The 22,957-nt window shown below is 60.2% G+C and carries 21 protein-coding genes; 13 read left to right on the top strand and 8 right to left on the bottom strand.

Annotation, left to right across the window (positions count from 1 at the left end):
• Positions 1–168: 168 nt before the first annotated feature.
• The 6 genes from dnaK to ACN6KF_RS28540 form a co-directional block, all read right to left on the bottom strand.
• Positions 169–2,070 (bottom strand): molecular chaperone DnaK, encoded by a 1,902-nt coding sequence (dnaK, locus tag ACN6KF_RS28565; protein WP_434960276.1) that lies wholly within the window; start codon positions 2,068–2,070, stop codon positions 169–171.
• Between the two features lie 445 nt (positions 2,071–2,515).
• On the bottom strand, positions 2,516–3,151 hold the full coding sequence (gene grpE, locus ACN6KF_RS28560) for a nucleotide exchange factor GrpE (protein WP_434960275.1): 636 nt from the start codon (positions 3,149–3,151) through the stop codon (positions 2,516–2,518).
• A 131-nt stretch (positions 3,152–3,282) separates the two neighbouring features.
• The gene (locus ACN6KF_RS28555; RefSeq protein ID WP_434960274.1) at positions 3,283–3,399 is read right to left on the bottom strand and encodes a DUF2474 family protein; all 117 of its coding nucleotides are present in this window, start codon (positions 3,397–3,399) and stop codon (positions 3,283–3,285) included.
• Positions 3,399–4,406: a cytochrome d ubiquinol oxidase subunit II gene (gene cydB / locus ACN6KF_RS28550; protein WP_434960273.1), complete on the bottom strand. Its 1,008-nt coding sequence runs from the start codon at positions 4,404–4,406 to the stop codon at positions 3,399–3,401. Before cydB ends, ACN6KF_RS28555 begins: the two co-directional genes overlap by 1 nt.
• Positions 4,407–4,408: 2 nt before the next feature.
• The gene (locus ACN6KF_RS28545) at positions 4,409–5,821 is read right to left on the bottom strand and encodes a cytochrome ubiquinol oxidase subunit I (RefSeq protein ID WP_434960272.1); all 1,413 of its coding nucleotides are present in this window, start codon (positions 5,819–5,821) and stop codon (positions 4,409–4,411) included.
• A gap of 187 nt (positions 5,822–6,008) precedes the next feature.
• Positions 6,009–8,276, bottom strand: a complete 2,268-nt coding sequence (locus tag ACN6KF_RS28540; RefSeq protein ID WP_434960271.1) for an FdhF/YdeP family oxidoreductase — start codon at positions 8,274–8,276, stop codon at positions 6,009–6,011.
• 338 nt (positions 8,277–8,614) lie between these two features.
• Here ACN6KF_RS28540 and ACN6KF_RS28535 point away from each other — a divergent pair, with 338 nt between their 5' ends.
• The 12 genes from ACN6KF_RS28535 to ACN6KF_RS28480 all read left to right on the top strand — a co-directional run bounded on the left by ACN6KF_RS28535 (position 8,615) and on the right by ACN6KF_RS28480 (position 20,912).
• Positions 8,615–9,511 carry a bestrophin family protein gene (locus ACN6KF_RS28535; protein ID WP_434960270.1) on the top strand — a complete coding sequence of 299 codons (897 nt, stop codon included), beginning with the start codon at positions 8,615–8,617 and terminating at the stop codon, positions 9,509–9,511.
• 535 nt (positions 9,512–10,046) lie between these two features.
• Positions 10,047–10,436, top strand: coding sequence for a hypothetical protein (locus ACN6KF_RS28530; protein ID WP_434960269.1), 390 nt, complete (start codon positions 10,047–10,049; stop codon positions 10,434–10,436).
• A 1,062-nt stretch (positions 10,437–11,498) separates the two neighbouring features.
• Positions 11,499–12,176, top strand: a complete 678-nt coding sequence (locus ACN6KF_RS28525) for a winged helix-turn-helix domain-containing protein (protein ID WP_434960268.1) — start codon at positions 11,499–11,501, stop codon at positions 12,174–12,176.
• The gene (locus tag ACN6KF_RS28520) at positions 12,163–13,533 is read left to right on the top strand and encodes a sensor histidine kinase (RefSeq protein WP_434960267.1); all 1,371 of its coding nucleotides are present in this window, start codon (positions 12,163–12,165) and stop codon (positions 13,531–13,533) included. Before ACN6KF_RS28525 ends, ACN6KF_RS28520 begins: the two co-directional genes overlap by 14 nt.
• Positions 13,534–13,633: 100 nt before the next feature.
• Entirely contained in the window at positions 13,634–14,236 is a 603-nt protein-coding gene (locus ACN6KF_RS28515) for a hypothetical protein (RefSeq protein WP_434960266.1), read from the top strand.
• A 1-nt stretch (position 14,237) separates the two neighbouring features.
• Positions 14,238–14,900 carry an ABC transporter ATP-binding protein gene (locus ACN6KF_RS28510; protein WP_434960265.1) on the top strand — a complete coding sequence of 221 codons (663 nt, stop codon included), beginning with the start codon at positions 14,238–14,240 and terminating at the stop codon, positions 14,898–14,900.
• Complete coding sequence (locus ACN6KF_RS28505) at positions 14,893–15,546, top strand: ABC transporter ATP-binding protein (protein ID WP_434960264.1); 654 nt, start codon at positions 14,893–14,895, stop codon at positions 15,544–15,546. Before ACN6KF_RS28510 ends, ACN6KF_RS28505 begins: the two co-directional genes overlap by 8 nt.
• A 21-nt stretch (positions 15,547–15,567) precedes the next feature.
• Positions 15,568–18,219, top strand: a complete 2,652-nt coding sequence (locus ACN6KF_RS28500) for an FtsX-like permease family protein (RefSeq protein WP_434960263.1) — start codon at positions 15,568–15,570, stop codon at positions 18,217–18,219.
• 193 nt (positions 18,220–18,412) lie between these two features.
• On the top strand, positions 18,413–18,664 hold the full coding sequence (locus ACN6KF_RS28495; protein WP_434960262.1) for a DUF1344 domain-containing protein: 252 nt from the start codon (positions 18,413–18,415) through the stop codon (positions 18,662–18,664).
• A gap of 160 nt (positions 18,665–18,824) precedes the next feature.
• A complete protein-coding gene (locus ACN6KF_RS28490) occupies positions 18,825–19,613 on the top strand; it encodes a COG4705 family protein (protein WP_434960261.1) in 789 nt (262 codons plus the stop codon).
• A 55-nt stretch (positions 19,614–19,668) separates the two neighbouring features.
• Positions 19,669–20,067, top strand: coding sequence for a hypothetical protein (locus ACN6KF_RS28485; protein WP_434960260.1), 399 nt, complete (start codon positions 19,669–19,671; stop codon positions 20,065–20,067).
• A gap of 680 nt (positions 20,068–20,747) precedes the next feature.
• Entirely contained in the window at positions 20,748–20,912 is a 165-nt protein-coding gene (locus tag ACN6KF_RS28480; RefSeq protein ID WP_434961330.1) for a hypothetical protein, read from the top strand.
• A gap of 90 nt (positions 20,913–21,002) precedes the next feature.
• Here the strand turns inward: ACN6KF_RS28480 and ACN6KF_RS28475 are convergent, their stop codons facing one another.
• On the bottom strand, positions 21,003–21,221 hold the full coding sequence (locus tag ACN6KF_RS28475; RefSeq protein WP_434960259.1) for a hypothetical protein: 219 nt from the start codon (positions 21,219–21,221) through the stop codon (positions 21,003–21,005).
• Positions 21,218–21,961, bottom strand: coding sequence for a COG4280 domain-containing protein (locus ACN6KF_RS28470; protein ID WP_434961329.1), 744 nt, complete (start codon positions 21,959–21,961; stop codon positions 21,218–21,220). The genes ACN6KF_RS28475 and ACN6KF_RS28470 overlap by 4 nt, the downstream gene beginning before the upstream one ends.
• A gap of 135 nt (positions 21,962–22,096) precedes the next feature.
• Here ACN6KF_RS28470 and ACN6KF_RS28465 point away from each other — a divergent pair, with 135 nt between their 5' ends.
• Entirely contained in the window at positions 22,097–22,951 is an 855-nt protein-coding gene (locus ACN6KF_RS28465) for a MurR/RpiR family transcriptional regulator (protein ID WP_434960258.1), read from the top strand.
• Positions 22,952–22,957: the final 6 nt, after the last annotated feature.

Genomic DNA, 22,957 nt, shown 5'->3' with positions numbered 1-22,957 from the left:
TTGGCTCATAGGTTTCAAGGGGGCGCCCCATCGCGCCTCCGGTCGATGCTGAAAGCGCCGGGACCTCAACCCGGCGCAGGCCCTCGATGCTAGATCATTTTTCGCGGTCAGTCAGGAAGGCTCCGCGTCTCGGTCAAAATGCCTTTCGTGACAGGCTCTGCCGCCGGATCAGCTCGATCTCTTCGCATCATTGTCATCCACCTCGCTGAATTCGGCATCGACCACATCATCGCCGCCGGCACGAGAGCCCGTATCGGGCGACGCGCCCGGCTGCGCAGAGGCCGCCTCCGCCAGTTTATGCGAGAGTTGCTGCAGGGTGCCCGTCTTTGCGGCGATAGCGGCCGCATCCTCGCCTTTCGCCGCCTCGCGCAGATCGGCCATGGCATTCTCGATCGCCCGGCGATCCGCCTCGGCCACCTTGCCACCATGCTCGGCAACCGCCTTCTCGGTCGCATGCAGAAGCGCTTCGGCGGTATTCCTCGCTTCCACCGTCTCCCTGCGCTTTTTGTCCTCGGCGGCATGGGCTTCGGCATCCTTGACCATCCGCTCGATGTCGGCTTCGGAGAGGCCACCGGACGCCTGGATCTGGATGCGCTGCTCCTTGCCGGTCCCCTTGTCCTTGGCGGAGACGTTGACGATGCCGTTGGCGTCGATGTCGAAGGTCACATCGATCTGGGGCACGCCACGCGGGGCCGGCGCGATACCCATCAGATCGAACTGGCCGAGCAATTTGTTGTCCGCCGCCATCTCACGCTCACCCTGAAAGACACGGATGGTGACGGCGTTCTGATTGTCCTCGGCGGTCGAGAACACCTGGCTCTTCTTGGCTGGAACGGTGGTGTTGCGTTCGATGAGGCGCGTGAACACACCGCCCAGCGTCTCCAGCCCGAGCGAGAGGGGGGTGACGTCGAGCAGCAGGACGTCCTTGACGTCGCCCTGCAGCACGCCCGCCTGGATTGCCGCCCCGACCGCAACCACCTCGTCTGGATTGACGCCCTTGTGCGGCTCCTTGTCGAAGATCTTGCGCACAATCTCCTGGATCTTCGGCATCCGGGTCATGCCGCCGACCAGCACGACCTCATCGATGTCCTTGGCCGCCAGTCCCGCATCCTTCAACGCATTGAGGCATGGCTCGATGGTTCGCTGCACGAGATCTTCGACCAGGGACTCGAATTTCGCCCGCGTCAGCTTGATCTGGAAATGCTTGGGACCGCTGGCATCGGCCGTGATGTAGGGCAGGTTGATTTCAGTCTGGGTGATGGTGGAGAGCTCGATCTTGGCCTTCTCCGCCGCCTCCTTCAATCGCTGCAGGGCCAGCTTGTCCTTTCTCAGGTCGATGCCCTGCTCGCGCTGGAATTCGTCGGCAAGGTAATTCACCAGGCGCATATCGAAGTCCTCGCCGCCGAGGAAGGTGTCGCCATTGGTCGACTTGACCTCGAAGACCCCGTCGCCGATGTCGAGGATGGAGATGTCGAACGTGCCGCCGCCCAGATCGTAGACCGCGATCTTGGCCTGCTTCTTCTTGTCGAGACCATAGGCAAGCGCCGCTGCCGTCGGCTCGTTGATGATGCGCAGAACCTCGAGGCCCGCAATCTTGCCGGCGTCCTTCGTCGCCTGCCGCTGCGCATCATTGAAATAGGCGGGAACCGTGATGACGGCCTGCGTGACCTTCTCACGGAGATTGGCTTCGGCGGTTTCCTTCATCTTCTGCAGGATGAACGCCGAGATCTGCGAAGGCGAATAGGCCTTGCCCTGGGCTTCCACCCAGGCATCACCATTGGCCGCCTTGACGATCTTGTAGGGGACGAGGGCCTTGTCCTTCTCGACGGTGGGGTCGTCGTAGCGTCGGCCGATCAACCGCTTGACCGCAAAGATCGTGTTGGTCGGGTTAGTCACCGCCTGCCGCCTGGCAGGCTGCCCGACGAGACGCTCGCCATCACCTGTAAACGCAACGATCGACGGTGTGGTCCTCGCACCCTCGGCATTCTCGATGATGCGCGTATTCTTGCCATCCATGACTGCAACGCATGAATTGGTCGTTCCCAGGTCAATTCCGATGATCGTAGCCATGAAGATGCTCCCTGTTACTTGATTGCTGGAATATGTGTTGCCGCTTTTGTTGTGATTGCCGCGGTCGAGATGTCTCAGGCGGAGGATTTGCTGCCCGACAGCGGGCAGTTCGCCTCTCTTCCGAGAGACGGCATTGGGCGTTTTGGCTCGCCCAGGACCAGCCCTGACTTGGCTGTTCCGGATGGCCATGCGGGCGGCCGGATATCGTCGAGTACGATGCCATGATGTCCCGTCTGTTTGTGGCGCTGCCGCCGAGCGCCGGCCTCGATGTGACAGCAACAGACGTGCCAGACTGGATACACAGCGATATCAAAGGCTTATGCGAGAGTTCCCGGTTGATCAGGACAACATGTCCGTGCAACCGCAGACAAAGTGTCCGCAGGCAGAGCCGGCTGAGCCAGAAACCGACAGGTTCGATGGCCGGCTATCGCTGCCAGTCGCGCCGTCAGGGCTGCCTTCCGACCCCGGATTCCGCGGGTTGCCTCGGCCCACCGCTGGAAACGCCGACCCTGGCCGGGCGCAAGGAGCGCGTTCCGATCGAATACCCGGCGCCGATGACCTTGCTGACGGTGCCGCTCGGCACCGAAGGATCGAGCACCTCGAACAGCGCTTCATGGAAATTGGGATCGAAGCGCTCTCCCAGGGGATCGAGCTTCCTGACGCCATGTCTTTCCAGGGAACGCAGCAGCTCCTTTTCCGTGAGCTCTACCCCTTCGATCAGCGTCCTGACCGCCTCGTCGCCTTCGCGGACTTGCGCCGGCACGTTGGCGATGGCGCGCTCGATATTGTCAGCCACCCCCAGCATGTCGCCGGCAAATTTCGCGACAGCATATTGGCGCGCATCATTCAGCTCACGCTCGGCACGGCGGCGCACATTCTCTGTTTCGGCCAGCGCCCGCAACAAGCGATCCTTCAACGCGGCATTGTCAGCCTCGAGCCTAGCGATGATCGCAGCGGCATCGTCGGCTGATCCGGCCGGAGATGGATCGGACTGCTCCGTCGCCTTCGCTGTCGGCCCCGGCGCATTTGTCGGCTCCGGTGCCCCATGAATGTCGTTCTCGGGTTTGGCTCTTCTGGTCATTTCGCCTCCCTGTCGGATGCTTTCAGATGAATGCCGCTATGCTGTAATCCCCGAAGGCAGAGACTTGTGGGCTGCGCGAGCCCATGCCTGATCGTCCAACGCCGATCCGGCTCGAGAAGATCCATCCCGGACTAGCGCAGAAGGCATAGCCGGATCGCGGCCGCCACCATCCCGAGCACGCCGATGCTGGCGGCCCAGATCACGACCATCCAGGCGAGCCGTTTCCAGAAGGGTGTTCTCGACGCCATCAATGATAGCCATGGATGCCGGCCTTGCCGCGAAATACCCAATAGGCCCAGCCGGTATAGACGAGGATGAGGGGGATGATGACGAGGGCCCCGACCAGCATGAAGGCCTGGCTCTCGGGCGGTGCCGCCGCCTCCCAGATCGTCACGGCGCGCGGCACCACATAGGGATAGATGCTGATCCCGAGCCCGATGAAGCCGAGCAGGAACAGTGCCAGGGCCATCAGAAAGGGCAACTGCTCCCGCTCGCGCCGCAGGCTCCAGAAGAAGGTCGCGGTGCAGATCGCCACGAGCAGGGGCACCTGGGCCGTGAGCAGCACGCCGGGCATGGCAAACCAGCGTCGCCAATAATCATAATGTAGGAACGGCGTTGCAGCGCTGACAGCGCCGAGCGCGAGGAGCGTGGCCAAGCCCAGCCAGAACGCCAGGCGGCGGGCATGGCGCTGGCTCGTCCCTTCCGTCTTCCAGATCAGCCAGCAGGCTCCCAGCAAGGCATAGCCGGTCACCACGGCCAGCCCCGTCAACAGGCTGAAGGGGCTCAGCCAATCGAGCCATCCGCCGGCATAGGCATTGTTCTCGACGTGGACGCCTTGCAGGATCGCACCGAGCGTCACGCCCTGTGCCGACGCCGCGACGAACGAGCCAAGACTGAAAGCCGCGTCCCATAACGGACGGTGGCGCGGATCGCGCCAGCGAAACTCGAAGGCGACGCCGCGAAAGACGAGCCCGAGCAGCATGGCGATGATCAGCGGATAGGTCGCCGGAAGGATGATGGCATAGGCAAGCGGGAAGGCCGCAAGCAGGCCGCCGCCGCCCATCACCAGCCAGGTCTCGTTGCCGTCCCACACCGGCGCGATCGAGTTCATCGCCTGGTCGCGCTCCTCGCCCACCGCAAAGGTGGGGAACAGGATGCCGATACCGAGGTCGAAACCGTCCATGACGACATAGGCCATCACAGCAAAGCCGATGACCGCCGCCCAGAAGATGGTGAGATCGATGCTGCCCATCACGGTCAATCCTTCGCCGGCACGGGAACGCCGACGCTTGCTGCGGGCGTGATACCGGCCGCGCGTTGCGGCAGGTTCGGTGGCTGGCTCTCGCTACGCCCGGGCGCCTTCTCCATCAGGCGCAGGAGATAATAGGTGCCGGCCCCGAACGCGCTGAAATAGACCAGCACGAAGGCGATGAGCGAGGCGGCAACGGCCGGCGCAGCGAGCGGCGAATGGGATTCGGCCGTTCGCAGCAAGCCATAGACCGTGAAGGGTTGCCGCCCGACTTCCGTCGTCACCCAGCCCGCAATCACGGCGACGAAGCCTGCCGGTCCCATGGCAACGGCTGCGCGATGCAGCCAGCGCCAGTCATAGAGCCTGCCCCGCATGCGTGCGAGCAGGCTCCACAGGCCGATGCCGAGCATGGCGAAGCCGAGCGCAACCATGATCCGGAACGACCAGAAGATGATCGGCGTGGGAGGCCATTGGTCTCGCGGAAAATCGGTGAGACCCGGAAGCGGTGCATAGGGATCGTGCTTGAGGATCAGCGAGCCGATATGCGGTATCGTCACTTCATAGCGCACCCGCCCCTCCACATTGTCCGGCAGGCCGAACAGCACAAGCGGTGCGCCATTAGGGCTGGGCTGGTAGTCGCCCTCCATGGCCAGCACCTTGGCAGGCTGATGCTCCAGTGTGTTCAGCCCGTGGGCGTCACCGGCCAGGATCTGGATGGGCGCCACGATCGCCGCCATCCACATGGCCATCGAGAACATCTTGCGCGCGCCGGCATTGCCGCCGTCCTTGAGCAGGTGCCAGGCGCCGACGCCTCCCACCACGAAGGCTGTGGTGAGATAGGCGGCGATCACGGTGTGGACCAAACGGTAGGGAAAGCTGGCCGTGAAGATGATCGCCAGCCAGGACCCCGCCGGTACGAACTGACCATTGGCATTGACGGCAAACCCTGCCGGCGTCTGCATCCAGCTGTTGACGGCGATGATCCAGGTCGCCGAGATCAGCGTGCCGAGCGCAACCATGCAGGTGGCAAAGAAATGCAACCCCTTGCCGACCTTGCTCATGCCGAACAGCATCACGCCGAGGAAGCCGGCCTCCAGGAAGAAGGCGGTCAGCACCTCATAAGCCATCAGCGGGCCGATGATCGGGCCCGCCTTGGTCGAGAAGACCGACCAGTTCGTGCCGAACTGGTAGGACATGACTAGGCCCGACACGACGCCCATGCCGAACACGACGGCGAAGATCTTCAGCCAATAGCGATAGAGATTGGCATAGACGCCCTTGCCCGTCTTGAGCCACAGCCCTTCCAGCACCATCAGATAGCTCGCAAGCCCGATGGAAAACGCCGGAAAGATGAAGTGGAACGACACCGTGAAGGCGAACTGCGCACGCGCCAAGATCACCGCATCCAGTTGCCCTAGCAACGTCCCCTCCTCTCAAACAAGCCGAAAGATACCGTCCTCGGAATTGGCTGACGCCGGGGATCCTTTTCCCAATGATGCGGGACGGCCGAAGCGTTTTCCAGAAAAGTCGATAGACTTTTCGTTCAATAAAACGCTTTAAAAACAAAGAGTTAGAGCAAAGTTCGGTTCGGAGAAATCGCACTTTGCTCTAGGCCCCGACGACGCGCACCGGTATCGATTTGGCGGCCGGAGTCCCGCTGATCTTGTCGTAATATTCGAGGGGCAGCAGCGGATTGAGCTCAGGGTAATATCCCGCGACCGCCCCTCGGGGCATCGGATAGTCCAACACTGTCAGGCCCTCCACGCGACGCATGACGCCATCGTCGCTGATCGTTTCCAGCGCAATGCGGGAGCCTGCGTCCAGGCCTCGCGCCGCACGGTCCTCGGCATTCATGAACAGGATCATGCGGTCGTTGTAGACGCCGCGATAACGATCATTGTTGCTGTAGATGGTCGTATTGAACTGGTCGTGCGAACGGACCGTGGCCAGCCGCAACATCGACGGGTCAGCGACCGGCACGTTCACATCGAGACCAGGCAGCAGCAGAAAATTCGCCTTGCCATTCGGTGTTGGCCAGACAAGGCGCCGCGGTGGCACATCGAGATGAAAACCCTTGGGGTTCTTCACCTTTTCCGAGAAGCCGGCGTAGATGTCCGGATAGACCTCGGTGATCTTGTCACGAATGAGATTGTAGTCGTGGATGTAGCTCGCCCAGGCGACCTTGCTGTTGGGCAGGCTCGCCAGAGCCATCCGGCAGACGATCTCCACTTCCGGCAAGAGATGGGCGCTGGCGGGCGTCAGGACACCGCGCGAGGCGGTGACGTTCGACATGGAGTCTTCGATCGTCACGAACTGCTCGCCGGCCGCCGTATGGATCACCTCGGATCGAGAGATCACAGGCAGGATCAGCGCATCGCGTCCGTGAACGAGATGGCCTCGATTGAGCTTGGTGGCGATGCCGACCGTCAGGGCCAGTTTGCGCATCGCCGCATAGGATCTGTCGGTATCGGGGATGGCGCGAACGAAATTCCCGCCCATCCCGATGAAGACCTTGGCGGTACCTTTTTCCATCGCCTCCACGGACTCGACCGTGTGATGCCCGTGATGACGGGGCGGCTCGAAGCCGAACACATCGCGCACGCGGTCCAAGTACTCCTGTGAGGGTTTCTCGTCGATGCCGACGGTGCGGTCTCCCTGCACGTTCGAATGGCCGCGAATGGGTGAAATCCCCGCTCCCGGCTTGCCGAAATTACCCCGGAGCAGGAGCAGATTGACGACCTGCTGGAGCAGGCGCGATCCCTCCTGATGCTGGGTGAGGCCCATGCCGTAGCAGATCATGGTTGCGCGCGAACGAATGTAGATCTCGGCGCAGCGGCGTATCTGGTCCTCCTCCAGTCCGGAGATCGCCACGATGTCCGTCCACTCCTGTGCCATGACATCGGCGCGGATCGCCTCCAGGCCAACGGTATGCCGGTTGACGAAATCGGTATCGATGACGTTTTCGCCTTGCGCCTCGCGCTCGAAGATCACCTTCATCATGCCCTTGAACAGGGCCAGATCTCCCCCGATGCGGATATGGACGAATTCGCTCGCTATCGGCGTCGACCCGAATGTCGCCATTTGCACGACATCCTGCGGCTCGGTGAAGCGTATGAGCGCTCGTTCCGGCATCGGGTTGACGGCTACAATCGGCACGCCGCGTTTTCGGGCTTCGACCAGATTGGTCATCATGCGCGGCGAGTTGGTGCCGGTGTTCTGGCCGATGACGAAAATGGCTTCGGCATGCTCGAAGTCCTCCATCACCACCGTCCCTTTCCCGACCCCGATGGAGGCAGGCAGCCCACGGCTCGTCGGCTCATGGCACATGTTCGAACAGTCGGGAAAGTTGTTGGTGCCGAATTCCCGAACGAAGATGGAATACAGGAAGGCGGCCTCGTTGGGCGTGCGCCCCGATGTATAGAACTCCGCTTGGTGAGGGCTTTCGAGCGCTTTCAGGTGATGGCCGATCAGCGCAAAGGCAGCTTCCCAGTTACAGGGGACATATCGGTCGGAGGCCGCATCGTAGCGCATGGGTTCGGTCAGCCGGCCCTGCATTTCGAGCCAGTAATCCGACTGCTCCATGAGTTCCGACACGCTGTGCCTTTCGAAGAACTCCCGCGTGATCCTTCTTTTGGTCGCCTCGAAGGCCAGCGCCTTGGCGCCGTTCTCGCAGAATTCGAGAGTCTTCTTGTGGTCGGGATCGGGAAAGGCGCAACTGGGGCATTTGAAGCCGCCAGGCTGGTTCATGGCGAGCAACGCGCGCGACCCCTTGGTGATGACGCTCTGCTCCAGCAGTACCTTGGCAGTCGCTGCAGCAGCGCCCCAGCCCCCTGCCGGATGATGGTACGTCTTATATTGAGGCTTATTGTCGGCCATGCTCTCAACCGCTCCGAAAGAACCATCGAGCACATAGTAAAACACGCTATCTATTTGAAATCTATAGACATTTTGTCCATTTCTGTCGGACAAAATGTCCGGGAAACCGGAGGCCTTGGGTACCAAGCCATTGATGTTTCGTCCGGACCGGAGATGGCACGAATGATGCTTGCAGAACCTCGCCCTAGATCGGTAAAGTCGCAGGCCTCCCCAGCAGCAATGGTCATCTCGACCACGGCAATGGTCTCGAAGCGCCGAACTCATCCGAGATCGACGGCATCCATTTCTGCGGGTCAGGGCCTGCGCTGAGGGGAGACCGCGATGACACGGACGGCTGCATGATCCTGCGTTCAAAGCCCAGCTTCAGGGACATCGTATTTGCCGTCAACGGCTCAATCCTGCCTCGCATCGCGCCCCATCTCATCGCAATCGCGCTCATCAGCGTGCTGGCGATTTATGCGGCGCAGGAGCATCCGGGCATCTTCACACGGATCAGCGCCATTCCCTTCACGCTGATCGGCATCGCACTCTCGGTGTTCATGAGCTTTCGAAACAATGCCTGTTATGCCCGCTGGTGGGAGGGACGAAGGCTCTGGGGCGAATTGATCATCGCCTGCCGGTCGCTCGCGCGCCAGACATCCACCCTGGAGGCGGATGACCGGCGCTTCCTGCTCCGGGGACTATGCGCTTTCTCCGCGGGGCTTGCCGCCCATCTGCGGGGTCAAGATGTGTGGAAGGCCATCACGCACTGGTTCGATATCGGCACCGCCTCAAACAATCCCAATCTGACAAATGCCGTCCTTGACCAAATCGGCAAATATTGCCTGACACTCATGCATAGGGGGCGGATAGATCCGATTCACTACTCGGTCATCGAACAGCAGATCAGCGCACTGACCGAGGTGCAGGGTGGGTGCGAGCGCATCGCCTACACACCAGTTCCTTTTGCGTATTCCTTGCTGCTGCACCGAACGGCTCTCGTCTTTTGTGTGACACTGCCATTCGCCCTTGCCGGTACGCTGGATTGGTGGGCATTACTTCCCGTTCTGCTCGTCGCCTACACCTTCTTCGGCCTTGACGCTCTCGGCCACCAACTCGAGGACCCGTTCGGCCTGGAGCCGAACGCATTGCCGCTAGATGCCTTGAAGCGGACGATCGAACGGGAAATGCTCGCACTCCTCGGAAATGATGACCTTCCCGCCGCGATCAAACCGCACCGAAACATACTCATGTAATATATCCCCGAGTAATACCCCTTCAAGACGGCGTCGCCACGTTACCGTCGATGTGCACCGAGAACGAATTGTGCACCTCCTCGTATCTTTTTAAGCGGCGGTGACGGCTTTACGCTGCGCCATGACAGCCAGACGATGAAGACGGGTGGCAAGGGCGGAGTGACAAGACCAAGCGGGACGACGGAAAAGATGGTGACGAGCCGTTGCGGAACTGTGAGGACCGAAAATCTTACATCGCCAGTTCTCATTTTCGCAGCGACAAACGCGAATTCTCGGCCCTGTTGGTGAGCTCCGGCACCCGCAAAAACCGCCCAGGTGATCAAACCTGGACGGTAATTAATTTATGACAAAATTGGTTGCGGGGGACAGCAACCAAGCCTTGCTCCGCGGCACGCCACAGTGCTCGAATTCACGATTTACCTCGACATGCTACGATAGAGGCGATTAGCGATCTGCCCACCTCAAGGCTAACGCTCGTGGAGAAAGGTTGACTGGGCAGCTCTGTTTTGTTCAAGGCTTCGATTTGGAGATAGCCATGGACTATAGAACTGACGGGCAGGCGCTGAACGTAGCCATCATGGAGCACCCATGGATGGATTTCTATCTTGTGAGTCTTGACGAGACCGGCGCACTGGTCAGGGGCACGCTGGATATAACTTATGGCTACCATCTGCACATTGAGTTCATCGGCGTGGACTACATCGACTGCCCAATCAGTTGGAAGACCGACACGGGCAAGGAGGTCTTCTCTAAGCCTTCACCGGAGACGTTGCCGGACGAAGTGCGCCAGCGCCTATTTGACAACAATAATGGTGAGGTGTTCCGCTTCGCGGTAGATGGTTTTCACGGCCCTTGGTTTGCGCACATCGTGGCTAGAGAAATGCGGTTCAAAAGCTCCTTAGGACAAACGTATTTGCCTTGGTAGGAATGACTTGATTGCCAGCTCTCGTAAGATGCAACAAAGTGCGCCCCGACGAATCGGAGCAGGCCATTGCCAAGAGCGTTTTCACATGCCCCTTGACGACGCCCGAGCGAAGGCTTGGCGAAGGGACTACAATTCTGCTTCATAACACCCATCTGTCTATGTCGTTGACGGGAACACGTTTTGCTGATCGGGATGCGATCCCGTGGGGTATTTTGGGTTCTGTCGCGCGCGGTGCGCGACCTGTAGAGCATGTGGTTTGTCGAATTCGGATCGGCTGAAGATCCACGGACCATCCGGGAGGGGGTGAACGCCTTCGATCTCGCCGGCTTCAGCGGCGAGCCTAAGGGTCTTGGGTGCAACGCCGAGAAGGCGAGCTGCGTTGTTCAGGTTGAGCCATGGTTCGTTCCCGTCCGGCGCCGGCCGGAAGACAGGGATTCTATGGTGTGACCTGTCGTGTCCCGCGATTGCCATGGCCGGTCGTCAGGCCGTACCGGAAAAGGTTCGAACTTCTACATCGAGGGCCCCGTCGCTGCTACGAGCGCCCTCCAAACGCAAAAACCGCCCTGACGTTCATATCAGGACGGTAATTGATTTATGACAGAATTGGTTGCGGGGGCAGGATTTAATCATTACTTGCGATCACTGCAGGCGCACCGTAGCGTACTGGAAACTCTGCTTGTCGATGATCGTAGCGGATTATTTCGAACTGCGGCGTAGCTTCCTCGTTTGCTGGCATTGAATGTACCGATGCTTCTTCGCCATCGATTACCTCAACTGTACGACTACGATTGTTTGGCTCCTCCAAACATCCAATGGAAGCACAAATTCGGGTCATCGAACTGCAGAGAGCAATGACCTACGAAGGACGGTCTAACAACCTCTTGGCCGCGGCCAGGCAAGCGATGTCGCTGTTATGGACATGATGAGACCCTCGATGAACCGAGATTGTTCATATTCATGCGGTGGAGGCCGTGGCGGCCCTAGTTGCCCCCCGCCTCCCTGCTCCGCCGCCAGTGTGATAGCCTGCGGGCGGAAGATCGACTGGAAAGGCTGTACTCGTAGATGCGACTTCTTATCGTCGAGGATGACCAAAGAACGGCAGAATTCGTCATTCGTGGGCTAACGGAAGCCGGTCACGTTTGCGACGGCCTCACCGACGGCCGCGATGCTCTGTTCGCAGCAACCCGCGAAATCTATGACATCATAGTCGCCGATCGGATGATCCCCGGGCTCGATGGCTTGGCGCTGGTAAAGGCAATCCGAGCAGCTGGCGTGCGCACACCGGTGCTGTTTCTAACAGCTATTGGCGGCATCGACGACCGGGTTGAAGGTCTTGAGGCAGGCGGGGACGACTATCTGGTCAAGCCTTTCGCTTTTTCCGAATTCCTGGCACGCCTCAACGCGCTCAGCCGGCGCCCTCAAGCTTACAGTCAGAAAAGTGTCCTACGCGTCGGCGACCTTGAGATGGACCTGATCAAGCGACGGGTGGTTCGGCAGGGGCAGGTGATCGAACTCCAGCCGCGCGAATTCAGATTGCTCGAGGTGCTGATGTGGGCGGAAGGAAGGGTCATCACGCGAACCATGCTTCTGGAACAAGTCTGGGATTTCAATTTCGACCCCAAGACCAGTGTCGTCGAGACCCATATCAGCCGGCTGCGAACGAAAATCGACAAGCCTTTCGCGATACCGCTCCTCCACACTATTCGCAATATGGGCTATAGTCTGCATGCGCCAACTTAGCCTGCTGCGCAGCACGCCTTTTCGTCTGGCCCTCACTTTTGCAGTGTTGTTCATCATCGCCTTCATCCTGTCGGGGGCTGTCGTTTACCAACTCATGCGCGCCAATCTGGCTGACCGTCTGGACCAATCGGCGAAGGAGACGTTCACCGTCGTTGCCGCCACTTATGCCGGTGCCGATCTGGAGGATCTTATCGCAACCGTGAACAGCCACGCCAGGCTGGCTTCCGCAAAAGACCAACTATTCTCCCTGACGGATGCAAATGGGGCTCAACTTGCCGGCAACTTCCTTGCAAAGGGCGTTTCGGCCGGCTTTTCGGTCATCGAGGAAGGCGCTCTCGGTGTTCCCTCGGGCAATGCGTATCGTGCCTATTCGGGCAAGGTCGGCCCCTTCGATCTCGCGATTGCCTTGGCCTTGTCGGAAACACGGGATTTGGAACGCATCGTCCTCATCGGGTTCGGCTGGGCGACGCTGTTGGTCGCGATCCTTGCTCTTGGTGGGGGCGCATTGCTTGCTCTTAGGGTTCAGCGCCGGCTTGACGCGATAGCGGCCACCATGGGGGATGTCTCCCAGGGCAAGCTTGCGGCCCGTATCCCGCTGATCGGTAACGGCGACGATATTGATGGCGTATCCGCCCAGATCAACTTGGCGCTGGATCAGCTTTCTGCGCTGATAGAAGGGATGCGGCAGGTCTCCAGCGACATTGCCCACGATTTGAAGACGCCTCTCAACCGCCTGCAGTTGATTCTTGAAGATGCCAGGCAGAAGGCTGCAGCCGGAAAAAACACTGTCCGCGAACTGCTCGACGCTCAAGCAGAAAGCGGACAAATCAACGAAACCTTCGACGCTTTGCTGCGCATCGCGCAAATCGAGGCCGGCGCCCGCAAGGCGCGTTTCACGATCATTAATCTCGAAGAGGTCATCGAAACGATCGCCGAAATCTACACCGGCGTCGCCGAGGACAGCGACATGTCACTATTGTTGCGCAAAACCCTCCAGGGTCCGGCCCGGCGCATCCATGGTGACGCCGAACTCCTCACCCAGATGTTCGCCAATCTCGTCGAAAACGCGCTTCGCCATTGCCCATCGGGGACGTCCGTCGAATTGACGCTCATGCAACATCGTGACACCGTCGTTGCCACGGTAGCCGACGACGGTCCTGGTATCCCTCAGGCCGAACATGGAAAGGTCTTCCGCAGGCTCTATCGGCTCGACAAGAGCCGTAGTACGCTTGGTAGCGGCCTCGGGCTGAGCCTGGTCCATGCCATTGCCGAACTTCACGGCGCAAAGATTGTGCTTAAGGACATGTCTCCGGGACTGGCGGTCATCATCAGCTTTCCGACTGTGCATGAGGTGTGATCCGAAATCGGGCTTACCAATCCGTATTGTTGCGGCGAGGTGCCGGTAAACAACACGGCCTAAGCTAGGTGCATTCCGTCCTTGATGGAGAATTGCACCGATGAAAACCGCCCCGTCAAATGCCTTCAAGAACGGCGTCTTGGCGATCGGCGTTGCCATTTCAGGCCTCGCCATGGCGTCGCTTGCTCTCCCGGCTTCGGCGGCCTTCTCAGCGGAGAAGCCCGCTCCGGCTGAGAAAAATCCGCCGGGCGATATCCCCGATACACAGGTCTTCATCGACTATGTTTCGCCCGCTGGTTTCACACTCAAAGTTCCAGAAGGCTGGGCACGCACGGACCAGACGGACGGCGCCAAGTTTGTCGACAAGCTCGACGGCGTTATCCTTTCCGTCGTCAAGGCGGACACCGCCCCCACCGCCGAGAGCACGAAGGAGGATTATTTGCCCAGGCTCGAAGCAAGCGAGCGTGCGGTGAAAGTTGCCAGTGTAAGTGCCGTCAGGCTGCCAGCAGGCAGCGCCATTCGTATCGTCTACACATCAAACTCCCAACCAAACGCTGTCAGTAGCAGGCAGGTCCGCCTCGAGAATGAACGCTATCTCTATTTCAAAGATGGCAAGCTCGTCACGCTCGAATTCTACGCACCTAAGGGTGCCGACAATGTCGACCAATGGCAGTTGATGTCGCGTTCGTTTGGATGGCGATGACATGTCGGCGTTGGTCGCCCATGAGCTGTACCGGTTTTTCCATACCGCCGAGGAAGAGATATTCGCCTTGCGGGGCGTGAGTCTTAACTTGTCATCGGGCGAGTTCGTTGCCCTGATCGGACCATCGGGCAGCGGCAAGACCACGTTGCTGTCATGTCTGACGGGATTGGACGAACCGGACGGTGGTCACGTCGTCGTTGCGGGGGAACGACTCACGCGGCGGCCGGAGGCACAGCGGGCAAAGATCCGGGCGACGCAATTCGGCATTCTTCTCCAATCCAGCATTCTGTTTCCACATTTAAACGTGGAACAGAACATCCGCTTCCAATTGCTCTTGGCCGGCAAAGGCGGCAGGACGCGCATCGGCCAGTTGATCGAGACGGTCGGCCTGGAGCGCCGCACCAGAGCCCTTCCGATGGAGCTTTCGGGCGGCGAGACCGCCCGCGCCGGTCTAGCGGTGGCTTTGGCCGCCTATCCGCCGATCCTTGTCGCCGACGAACCCACGGCGGAGGTCGACCGAGACACCGAAATTCGGCTGATCGATCATTTCGAAGCCCGGCGCCGGGCTGGGTTGGCGACATTACTTGCAACGCACAGCCCCGCGTTGGCGCAAAAGGCGGATCGCATCATCCGGTTGCACGATGGGAGGGTCGTAGATGTCTGAGGTACTGGCCATCGCCAGAGGGCTTGGCCACGACTTCGCCGGCAATGCGAGCCAAGTCAAGGTCTTGGACGACATTGACTTCGACATCTCATCAGGTGCCCGCATCGGCCTCGTCGGTCCGTCGGGCTCCGGCAAGACCACGCTGTTGCACATTCTTGGCGGGATCGACAAACCGACCCGTGGCAGCATCGAGTGGCCTGGTCTCAACCACGCCACTCGGCTAAGGCCCCAAGGGATTGGCGTGGTGTTCCAATCGCCGAGTTTGTTTCCAGCCCTTACGGCGGTGGAAAATGTCGAGTTACCAACTCTTCTCGTCGGAGAGACGCCGGACCGCGACAAGAGCCTTGCTCTGCTGCGTGCCTTTGGCCTCCAAGGCCTGGCGGAGAAATTGCCAGAGGATCTATCGGGCGGCCAGGCCCAAAGGGTTGCAATCGCGCGGGCGCTGCTTCTGCGTCCCCGGCTTGTTCTTGCCGACGAACCAACCGGGCAACTCGATAGCGCCACCGCAGATAGTGTGATGGATGCGATCTTGAACCATCTTGAAGGCAGCGGCTGCGCATTGCTCCTGGCGACACATGACGAGAATGTCGCCGGCCGTCTGGCAACGCGGTGGACCATCAACCATGGACGATTGGCAATCGGCTGATCTGGCGACGGAATGATACCCATGTATTGGTTGTGGATCCGCGGGGTTCTTGTTCACCGCTTCTCCCGTGTGGCGGGTGCGATGGCGGGAATTTGCCTCACCGTCGCGCTGTTGGCGGCCTTGGCATTGTTTTTCTCGGCTGCGCAAACCAGCATGACGGCCCACGCCGTCTCTGCAGTGCCGATCGACTGGCAGGTGAAAATCGTCCCGGGCGCCGACCCGGCGACGCTCCGACAAGCCTTGCAGAAGGCTGCCCCCATACAGGCCATACACGAAGTTCGCTATGCCGGCGTCGACGGTTTCGAGGCCACCGCAGGCGGCACCACTCAAACAACGGGCCCGGGCCAAGTCGTTGCCGTCGATGAACACTATTGGCGGGATTTTTCCGCCGAGATAAGGTTGCTGTCAGGCACCCTGGAGGGCGTTCTCGTCGCGCAACAGACCGCGGCCAATCTTCACGTCGCACCTGGCGATCATGTGGTGATCCGGCGCATCGGCCAGGCGCCGATAATAGTGCCGATCGGCGGTGTCGTCGACCTTCCTGACGCAGACGCCTTTTTCCAGGCGATCGGGCTACCGTCGCAGGCAGCACCTCAAGCCCCGCCCGACAACGTGCTTATCGTTCCTCCGACCGACTGGCGACAACTGTTTGCGCCTCAGCAATCGACAAGGACCGACAGCACACAATTGCAATTGCATGCGCGGCTTACCCGCGCGGCGCTTCCGGCCGACCCTGTCTCTGCTTTTGCGTTTGTAGCTAGCGCTGCAAGGAATTTCGAGGCCCGAGCGGCTGGGCAGGTGCTGGTCGCTGATAATCTCGCCTCCCGCCTCGGCGCCGTTCGAGAAGACGCCCTCTATGCCACGGTTCTGTTCCTGTTCCTGGGCCTTCCAGGCGTTGCCCTGGCCCTGGCACTGACATTCGCCGTTACGGCGTCGGGCGGCGCGAGGCGCGACCAGGAGCAGGGACTGCTGCGGGTACGCGGAGCGTCCGTTCGAACCATCCTCACATTGGCGGGCCAAGAGGCCGCTGTTGCTGCAACCGGCGGGGCGATAGCGGGTCTTGGGCTGGCTGTGGCATTTGCTCGGTTAGTGCCCGGAATGGCGACGACGCCGGGCGCGCCCCTCCTGCCGTTGGTACTGGCGGCGCTTATCGGCCTCTTTGCCGGCTTCGGTGCTTATATCTTCCCGGCCTGGCGCACAGTTCGACGGAGCACCGTCAATGCGAGCCGTCGCACCATCGCGGCAGGCCTCGCCCCATTGTGGCGGCGATTGTGGCTGGACGCGCTGCTGCTCCTCGCCGCCGCCTTGTTTTTTTGGCAAACTGCAAGCGCCGGCTATCAGATCGTGCTTGCCCCGGAGGGCGTAGCCGCAACAGCGGTGGACTACAAGGCCTTCATCGCCCCGGCACTGTTCTGGTTGGGAACGGCGCTTCTGACACGCCGGCTTTCGAACATCGTCATAGGTCGAGGCGGCGGCCTCCTACGCGCCTTCGTTAGGCCGATTGCCGGCTCGCTGACGCCCGTGGTGGCGGCGGCCCTGTCCCGGCAAGCACCGCGCTTGACGGCTGGTATCGCCATGACGGCCCTGGCGATTTCCTTTGCAACATCAACGGCCGTCTTCAATGCCACCTATCAGGCGCAGTCACGGGTTGACGCCGAACTGACGATCGGCTCGGACGTGACCGTGTCCGGTACCGCCGAAAGACCGGCGGGCTCCCATTTAGCAACGCTAGCGATGCTCCCGGCCGTGGCCAACGCCGAGCCAATGCAGCACCGCTTCGCCTATGTCGGCGCTGATCTGCAGGATCTCTACGGTATCGATCCCTTGCGCATCGGAAACGCGACAGGCCTTTCGGATGCCTATTTCGGCAGCGCCAACACGCAAGCAAGCCTCGCAAAACTCGCGGCGACCCGCGGTGGCGTGCTGGTATCCGAAGAGACAGTCCAGGATTTTCAGCTCCAGCCGGGTGACACCATCAACCTTCGGCTCCTGAATGCGCGTGACCACCAGTATCACCCGGTGCCCTTCACCTTCGTGGGAGTAGTCCGGGAATTCCCGACCGCACCCAAAAACTCCTTTCTTGTCGCCAACGCCGCCTACATCGCCGACATGACGGCTTCGCCGACCTCTGAATATGTGTTGATGCGAGCCAAGGGTGATCCTGCCGCCCTGGCACAGCAGGTCTCGTCGGCTCTTGCCGCCGATGTCGGCCTGAAAGTCTCCGATATCAGCCAGGCCGCCCATCTGATCGGATCAAGCCTGACCGCGATCGACCTTGCCGGCCTGACGACAATCGAGCTCTTTTTTGCGATTGTCATGGCCGCCGCCTCGGGCGGCCTCGTGCTGGCATTGGGCTTTCTCGACCGGCGCAGAAATTCCGCGATCCTGGCCGCGATCGGAGCCACAAAGGCGCAACTCGCGGCATTCTTATGGAGCGAGGGTATTGTCATGCTCTTCGGCGGCCTGGCCTTCGGCGTCACCTTCGGCATCGCGATCGCCTGGATGCTGGTGAAATTGCTCACCGGCGTTTTCGATCCACCGCCTGCCGCTCTCGCGATCCCCTGGAGCTACCTGGTAGTCGTGTTCTTATTTGTCGTCGCTGCTGTCGCCACGGCGGTCCAGGTTGCAGCAGCGCGATCGGGCCATGAGACCAAGAATATGAGGGATCTCTAAGCTCGACTTCTGACAGACCCGGCAGACGTCATAGTAACGCCGTCAGCTTACGAATTTGTATAGTCGCGGCAATGCGGCCGCAAATTGCGCCCTTCAAGGTCCAGCCATTCCTCGACGCGGAGAATCGCAGGTGCCACCTGCAGGTTCGGAGCACCCGCGCATCGCAGTGGCCGTAGCAAATGGGAGCCTTCGCATGAAAAATGCAACCACCCTCCTCACGATGGCGATGATCGCTGTCTCGACGACCGCTTTCGGCGGGCAAACAACTGGAACTGTCCGGACGATCGACAAGAAGCACGATGCCGTCACGCTGGCCGACGGCAAGAGATTCACCCTTCCGGAAGGGATCGAGGCTGAAACGCTCAGGGTCGGCGAGAAGGTGACGATCGTCTATTCAACCAAGAACGGACGAACGGTAGTGACGAATATCAAGACCGCACAATAACCCCTGTTCCGACCATGCGCCGCGCCTGCGGCGATCCGGCCTCGGCCTCGATCACATCTCCCCCAACCGTTGCCCCCTGATCCTCCTCACCTTCTAAGGCCCAGCTAATTTAGAGGCCGGAAAATTCGGCGGGCGGGTTAGATACGCGAAAGGTTGCGTAGTGACTGTCACGACACAAACATCAACATCCCACCCTTCGACGCTCAACAAAGTCCCGGCAGTCACGCTGATCTTCTGGATCATCAAGATCCTCTCGACAACCGTTGGCGAGACCGGCGCCGATTACCTTGCCGTCCATGTTGGCCTGGGCACGGCGACAACGGACATCGTCATGGCGGCATTCCTTATCGCAGCCCTGCTCTTGCAAGTGCGGGCACGCCGATATGTCCCGTGGATCTATTGGCTGACGGTGGTGCTTGTCAGCATCGTCGGCACCCAGATCACGGATCTCCTCACCGACAAGCTCGACGTCAGCCTCTACAACAGCACGATCGCCTTCGGCTGCGCGCTGACGCTCACCTTTGCCGTCTGGTATGCCGTCGAGCGCACGCTGTCGATCCATACCATCGTTACCACCCGGCGAGAGCTGTTCTACTGGACGGCCATTCTGTTTACCTTCGCTCTGGGGACGGCGGCCGGTGACCTTGCGACGGAAGCGCTGGGCATGGGCTTCCAGCTGGGCGTGATCGTGTTCGGGACGCTGATCGCCGTGATCACGGGGTCCTTTGCCCTGGGCGCCAATCCGGTGCTCACCTTCTGGCTCGCCTACATCCTCACGCGCCCGCTTGGGGCCTCGCTTGGCGATCTGCTTTCCCAATCGCGCGAATATGGGGGGATGGGCCTTGGCACCATTTACACCAGCGTCGTTTTCCTGGCTGTGATCGTGGCTCTCGTCACATGGATCACCGTCGCCGACAACAACGGCGAGAGACTTCGCCCCGCAGAATGATGACCTGCTCTCTAGATATTTTCAGCACTAATTTTGGCAGCAAAGGAAGTTGTTCATGAAGAAGACGATTGGGGCAATGATCATCGGCGCCATGGCAATGGTCGCCAGCGAGTCGCTTGTGAACGGCAACATCCGTGCACCGTTCTTATCCCAAGCCTCGGCAGCTTCAAGGCTTGGTGACCTTGCCGCATTTCGGACCATCGTCGCGGATGTATCGGCTCTAGTCGACAAGGGCGATCTCCCAGGGGCCAAAACACGCATCAGAGTTCTCGAGGCCCAATGGGACGAGGCGGAGGCCGGCCTCAAACCCCGAGCGGCTGCCGACTGGCACAAGATTGACAAAGCCATCGACAAGGCTCTTGAGGCGCTCCGGGCAGATACGCCCGATCCCGCAACCTGCAAGCAGGCGATGGGCGATCTGCAATCGACAATGGATACGATGACGCGGCTTTAGTTACCCTACAGTATATCCTTGATTCTCACAACCTAACCATGGCCTGAGAAGATATTCTTCTCTATTCGACAAAATAGGACAAAGGATCTCGTCATGACCTTGGTGACTCGGAGGGCAGTCGGATCCTTGCTGGCTGCACTTTTCTCACGCGAGAATCTTGTTTCCCTGATTGCCTTGGGTGGTCTGATCCTCCTGTCCGTTCTCGGCGGTCTGTCCGGCTCGGACGATTCAAGCTTTGCCATCTACGCCTACGGCGCGGCCTCGCTGGCGGCATGCTTGCTGCTGGCCGAAAGGCTGAGGCAACATCGGCGGCTCAGTGCCGGCCGCATCGAGGCGGACATATCACGAAACCAGATTCGGCGACGGCCTTCGCGATGATTGCGCCACAGCATCACGGCTGGTGAGGTCCATGCTGCCGGACTTCAGTCGCCCACACCGATCGCGCTGACGACGACGTTTCAGGCACCGCCAAGGTTTTTTTGATCCCTCCTCAGACCACACCTGGCCGATCCTGGCGGCTGTGATCGTGTCGTAAATACATCGTCTTGGGGGTCCTCAATGGGAGCACGACCCATTCCCCTCACGATCATCTCCACGCTGCTTTCGATGCTGAGCGCGTATAAGGCCTGCTACCCGTGGAAGCGATACGCCAAGCCTGGCACCTGCGCCTTCGTCCGATCATGATGAGGAGGCTTGCAGCGTTGTTCGGCGCCTTACCCCCGGCCTTGGGCACCGGACCTGGATCTGAACTGCGAGCTCCCTTCGTCACGCCATCGGCGGAGACATCTCCTTTCCGAGATGCTCGCGCTTTTCACCACACCGATGATCTATCTCGCCTTTGCTAAGCTGATATCGGCATCGATCTTGCGCGAGTCGCCTTCCCAATATCCTGAGGGTCGCCAGCCGATGGCGTACCCCGTCAAATCACGGAACATCTAGGGCCTCCAGCGCCCTCGCGCACCTCTGAGCACCGCCTCGGCGAGAATGGCAAGGCTGCCCAGCAATAGAAGCGCACCACACCAGAGCGGATCGATTCGCAGTCCAATCACAAGGGAGGCACTGCAGGTCACCAGCGTCAGAACGGCCACCGTGAGGCGAGCGTCGGCGACGAACATGCCAATAAGTTCCTTGGCGACTTCTATGAGCGTCTTCATGATCTGACCTGTAGCAATGACCAACGGGAGAAGGAAACCAGAGCGATACCGGCGCATAGGAACACAGCAGCCAGCCCGATGAGAGCGACATCCTCGCCCGGCCAGGGCACGCCCAGCCCCTCCCCGACCCAGAACACGCCAAAGGCCGACAGCATCACGCCGACACCGAATTTGAGGGCATTCTCCGGCACATGGGCCAGCGGCTTGTAGACGGCAACCCCAATGGCCAGGACGAACGTGCATGCGGCCAGAGCTCCCAGAGCTGCTGGGAGCAGCATCCCCGGCGCAGAACCCACCGCGATGACGATGAATACAACTTCAAGGCCCTCGAGTAGAACAGCCTTGAAGGCTGTGAAGCCGGCGATCCAGTCGACGGATTTTGCTAAGTCCTGCGCGGCGAGCCCCGCCGTCTGGTTGGCAAAGATGGCATCTTCATCGTGCAGCGGAATCACGCCGGCGCTGCGAAGGATGGCCTTGCGCAACCAACCCAAGCCGAACAGCATGAGCAAGACGCCGACAACCAATTGAAGATCGCCCAATGGCACCCGCCCAAGCATTGGACCCAGAAAAATGACGAGCAGGCTCAAAGCACCAATGGCTGCACCGGCTCCAATTGCCGCCGGGCGCCACCCGCGTAGGGTACCGACGGCAAGCACAATGGTAAAAGCCTCGACGACCTCCACGAGTGAAGCAAGGAAGGCGGCTGCGACCGCAGGCGTCGCAACACTCCACGAACTCACATCCATGACGACCTCTAAAATCATGCGGCGGCGGGTTCGTAGTGTATACTACATTATGCCATTTTTGTGGTAGCATATACGACAAAACTTACACTGGAGATGCGAATGTCACAAAGGTTGAGCTTCGATGAGAGGATGGCGGCACGCTTGGCTGGCTTGAGTCCGGCCGAGCGACGCGTCGCCGACTACTTCCAGGCACATCGTGAAGAAGTGCTGATCACTTCGGCTGCCTCTCTTGCCCAGAAGGCTGGTACGAGCGATGCGACAGTCGTGCGAGCAACGCATGCGCTCGGCTTTGCCAGCCTGGATGAGCTCCGCCATGCCCTTGCTGACGAACTACGTCAGTCTCTCCTGCCAGCCCAGCGGCTCGCCAGAACACTCGACGGCATCGGCGACACGCTCTCGGACGCCTTCGATGCGGCCATCACTATACAGATAGAAGCGCTTGGCGCGATTCGCCGGACAGTCACTCCCACCTTGCTGCAACAGGCAATCGACGAGTTCGCAAGTGCCAAGCGCGTGCTGGTGTTCGGCATCGGTCCATCGAGCGCGATCGCAGAGTATTTCGTCTTCCAGTTGGCGCGCTTCGGCTTCGATTCTGTAAGGCTGTGCAATACCGGGCTGACCTTTGCCGACGATCTACGCAAACTGCGATCGGGCGACCTAATCGCAATGCTCGCCTATAGCCGAGTTTATACCGAACTCTCTGCGCTGCTCGATGAGATTGAACGACTTGAACTGCGATCCATACTGCTGACGGATACGCTGGCGGCGAGGCTTGCGCCTCGGGTCGGCCTGGTCCTGCAGGTCCCGAGGGGACGGGCCGACATGCTCAGCCTTCATACCGGAACACTTGGCGTGCTCGAGGCCTTGCTGGTCTGCCTTGCCAAGCAGCGTCCGAGCGAGACGATGGCAAGCCTGGAGGCCCTCAATCAAACCCGCGAAAAACTCGTCGGCAAGCCCATGGACTTGCCATTATCTTCGAGCTGACCGCAT

It is taken from the genome of Labrys methylaminiphilus subsp. lupini (assembly GCF_051161885.1).
Classification (GTDB): domain Bacteria; phylum Pseudomonadota; class Alphaproteobacteria; order Rhizobiales; family Labraceae; genus Labrys.
The sequence above is the reverse complement of the archived record's forward strand: the minus strand, read 5'-3'. Positions and strand labels throughout refer to the sequence as shown.

Bases quoted from the DNA above. Each gene is read 5' to 3' on its own strand.
- ACN6KF_RS28540 (WP_434960271.1), bottom strand. From the start codon at position 8,276: ATGGCCGACAATAAGCCTCAATATAAGACGTACCATCATCCGGCAGGG.
- ACN6KF_RS28555 (WP_434960274.1), bottom strand. From the start codon at position 3,399: ATGGCGTCGAGAACACCCTTCTGGAAACGGCTCGCCTGGATGGTCGTG.
- ACN6KF_RS28500 (WP_434960263.1), top strand. From the start codon at position 15,568: ATGTATTGGTTGTGGATCCGCGGGGTTCTTGTTCACCGCTTCTCCCGT.
- grpE (WP_434960275.1), bottom strand. From the start codon at position 3,151: ATGACCAGAAGAGCCAAACCCGAGAACGACATTCATGGGGCACCGGAG.
- ACN6KF_RS28465 (WP_434960258.1), top strand. From the start codon at position 22,097: ATGGCGGCACGCTTGGCTGGCTTGAGTCCGGCCGAGCGACGCGTCGCC.
- ACN6KF_RS28530 (WP_434960269.1), top strand. From the start codon at position 10,047: ATGGACTATAGAACTGACGGGCAGGCGCTGAACGTAGCCATCATGGAG.
- ACN6KF_RS28535 (WP_434960270.1), top strand. From the start codon at position 8,615: ATGATCCTGCGTTCAAAGCCCAGCTTCAGGGACATCGTATTTGCCGTC.
- ACN6KF_RS28475 (WP_434960259.1), bottom strand. From the start codon at position 21,221: ATGAAGACGCTCATAGAAGTCGCCAAGGAACTTATTGGCATGTTCGTC.
- ACN6KF_RS28515 (WP_434960266.1), top strand. From the start codon at position 13,634: ATGAAAACCGCCCCGTCAAATGCCTTCAAGAACGGCGTCTTGGCGATC.
- ACN6KF_RS28520 (WP_434960267.1), top strand. From the start codon at position 12,163: ATGCGCCAACTTAGCCTGCTGCGCAGCACGCCTTTTCGTCTGGCCCTC.
- ACN6KF_RS28480 (WP_434961330.1), top strand. From the start codon at position 20,748: ATGATGAGGAGGCTTGCAGCGTTGTTCGGCGCCTTACCCCCGGCCTTG.
- ACN6KF_RS28505 (WP_434960264.1), top strand. From the start codon at position 14,893: ATGTCTGAGGTACTGGCCATCGCCAGAGGGCTTGGCCACGACTTCGCC.
- ACN6KF_RS28495 (WP_434960262.1), top strand. From the start codon at position 18,413: ATGAAAAATGCAACCACCCTCCTCACGATGGCGATGATCGCTGTCTCG.
- ACN6KF_RS28510 (WP_434960265.1), top strand. From the start codon at position 14,238: ATGTCGGCGTTGGTCGCCCATGAGCTGTACCGGTTTTTCCATACCGCC.
- dnaK (WP_434960276.1), bottom strand. From the start codon at position 2,070: ATGGCTACGATCATCGGAATTGACCTGGGAACGACCAATTCATGCGTT.
- ACN6KF_RS28525 (WP_434960268.1), top strand. From the start codon at position 11,499: ATGCGACTTCTTATCGTCGAGGATGACCAAAGAACGGCAGAATTCGTC.
- ACN6KF_RS28485 (WP_434960260.1), top strand. From the start codon at position 19,669: ATGAAGAAGACGATTGGGGCAATGATCATCGGCGCCATGGCAATGGTC.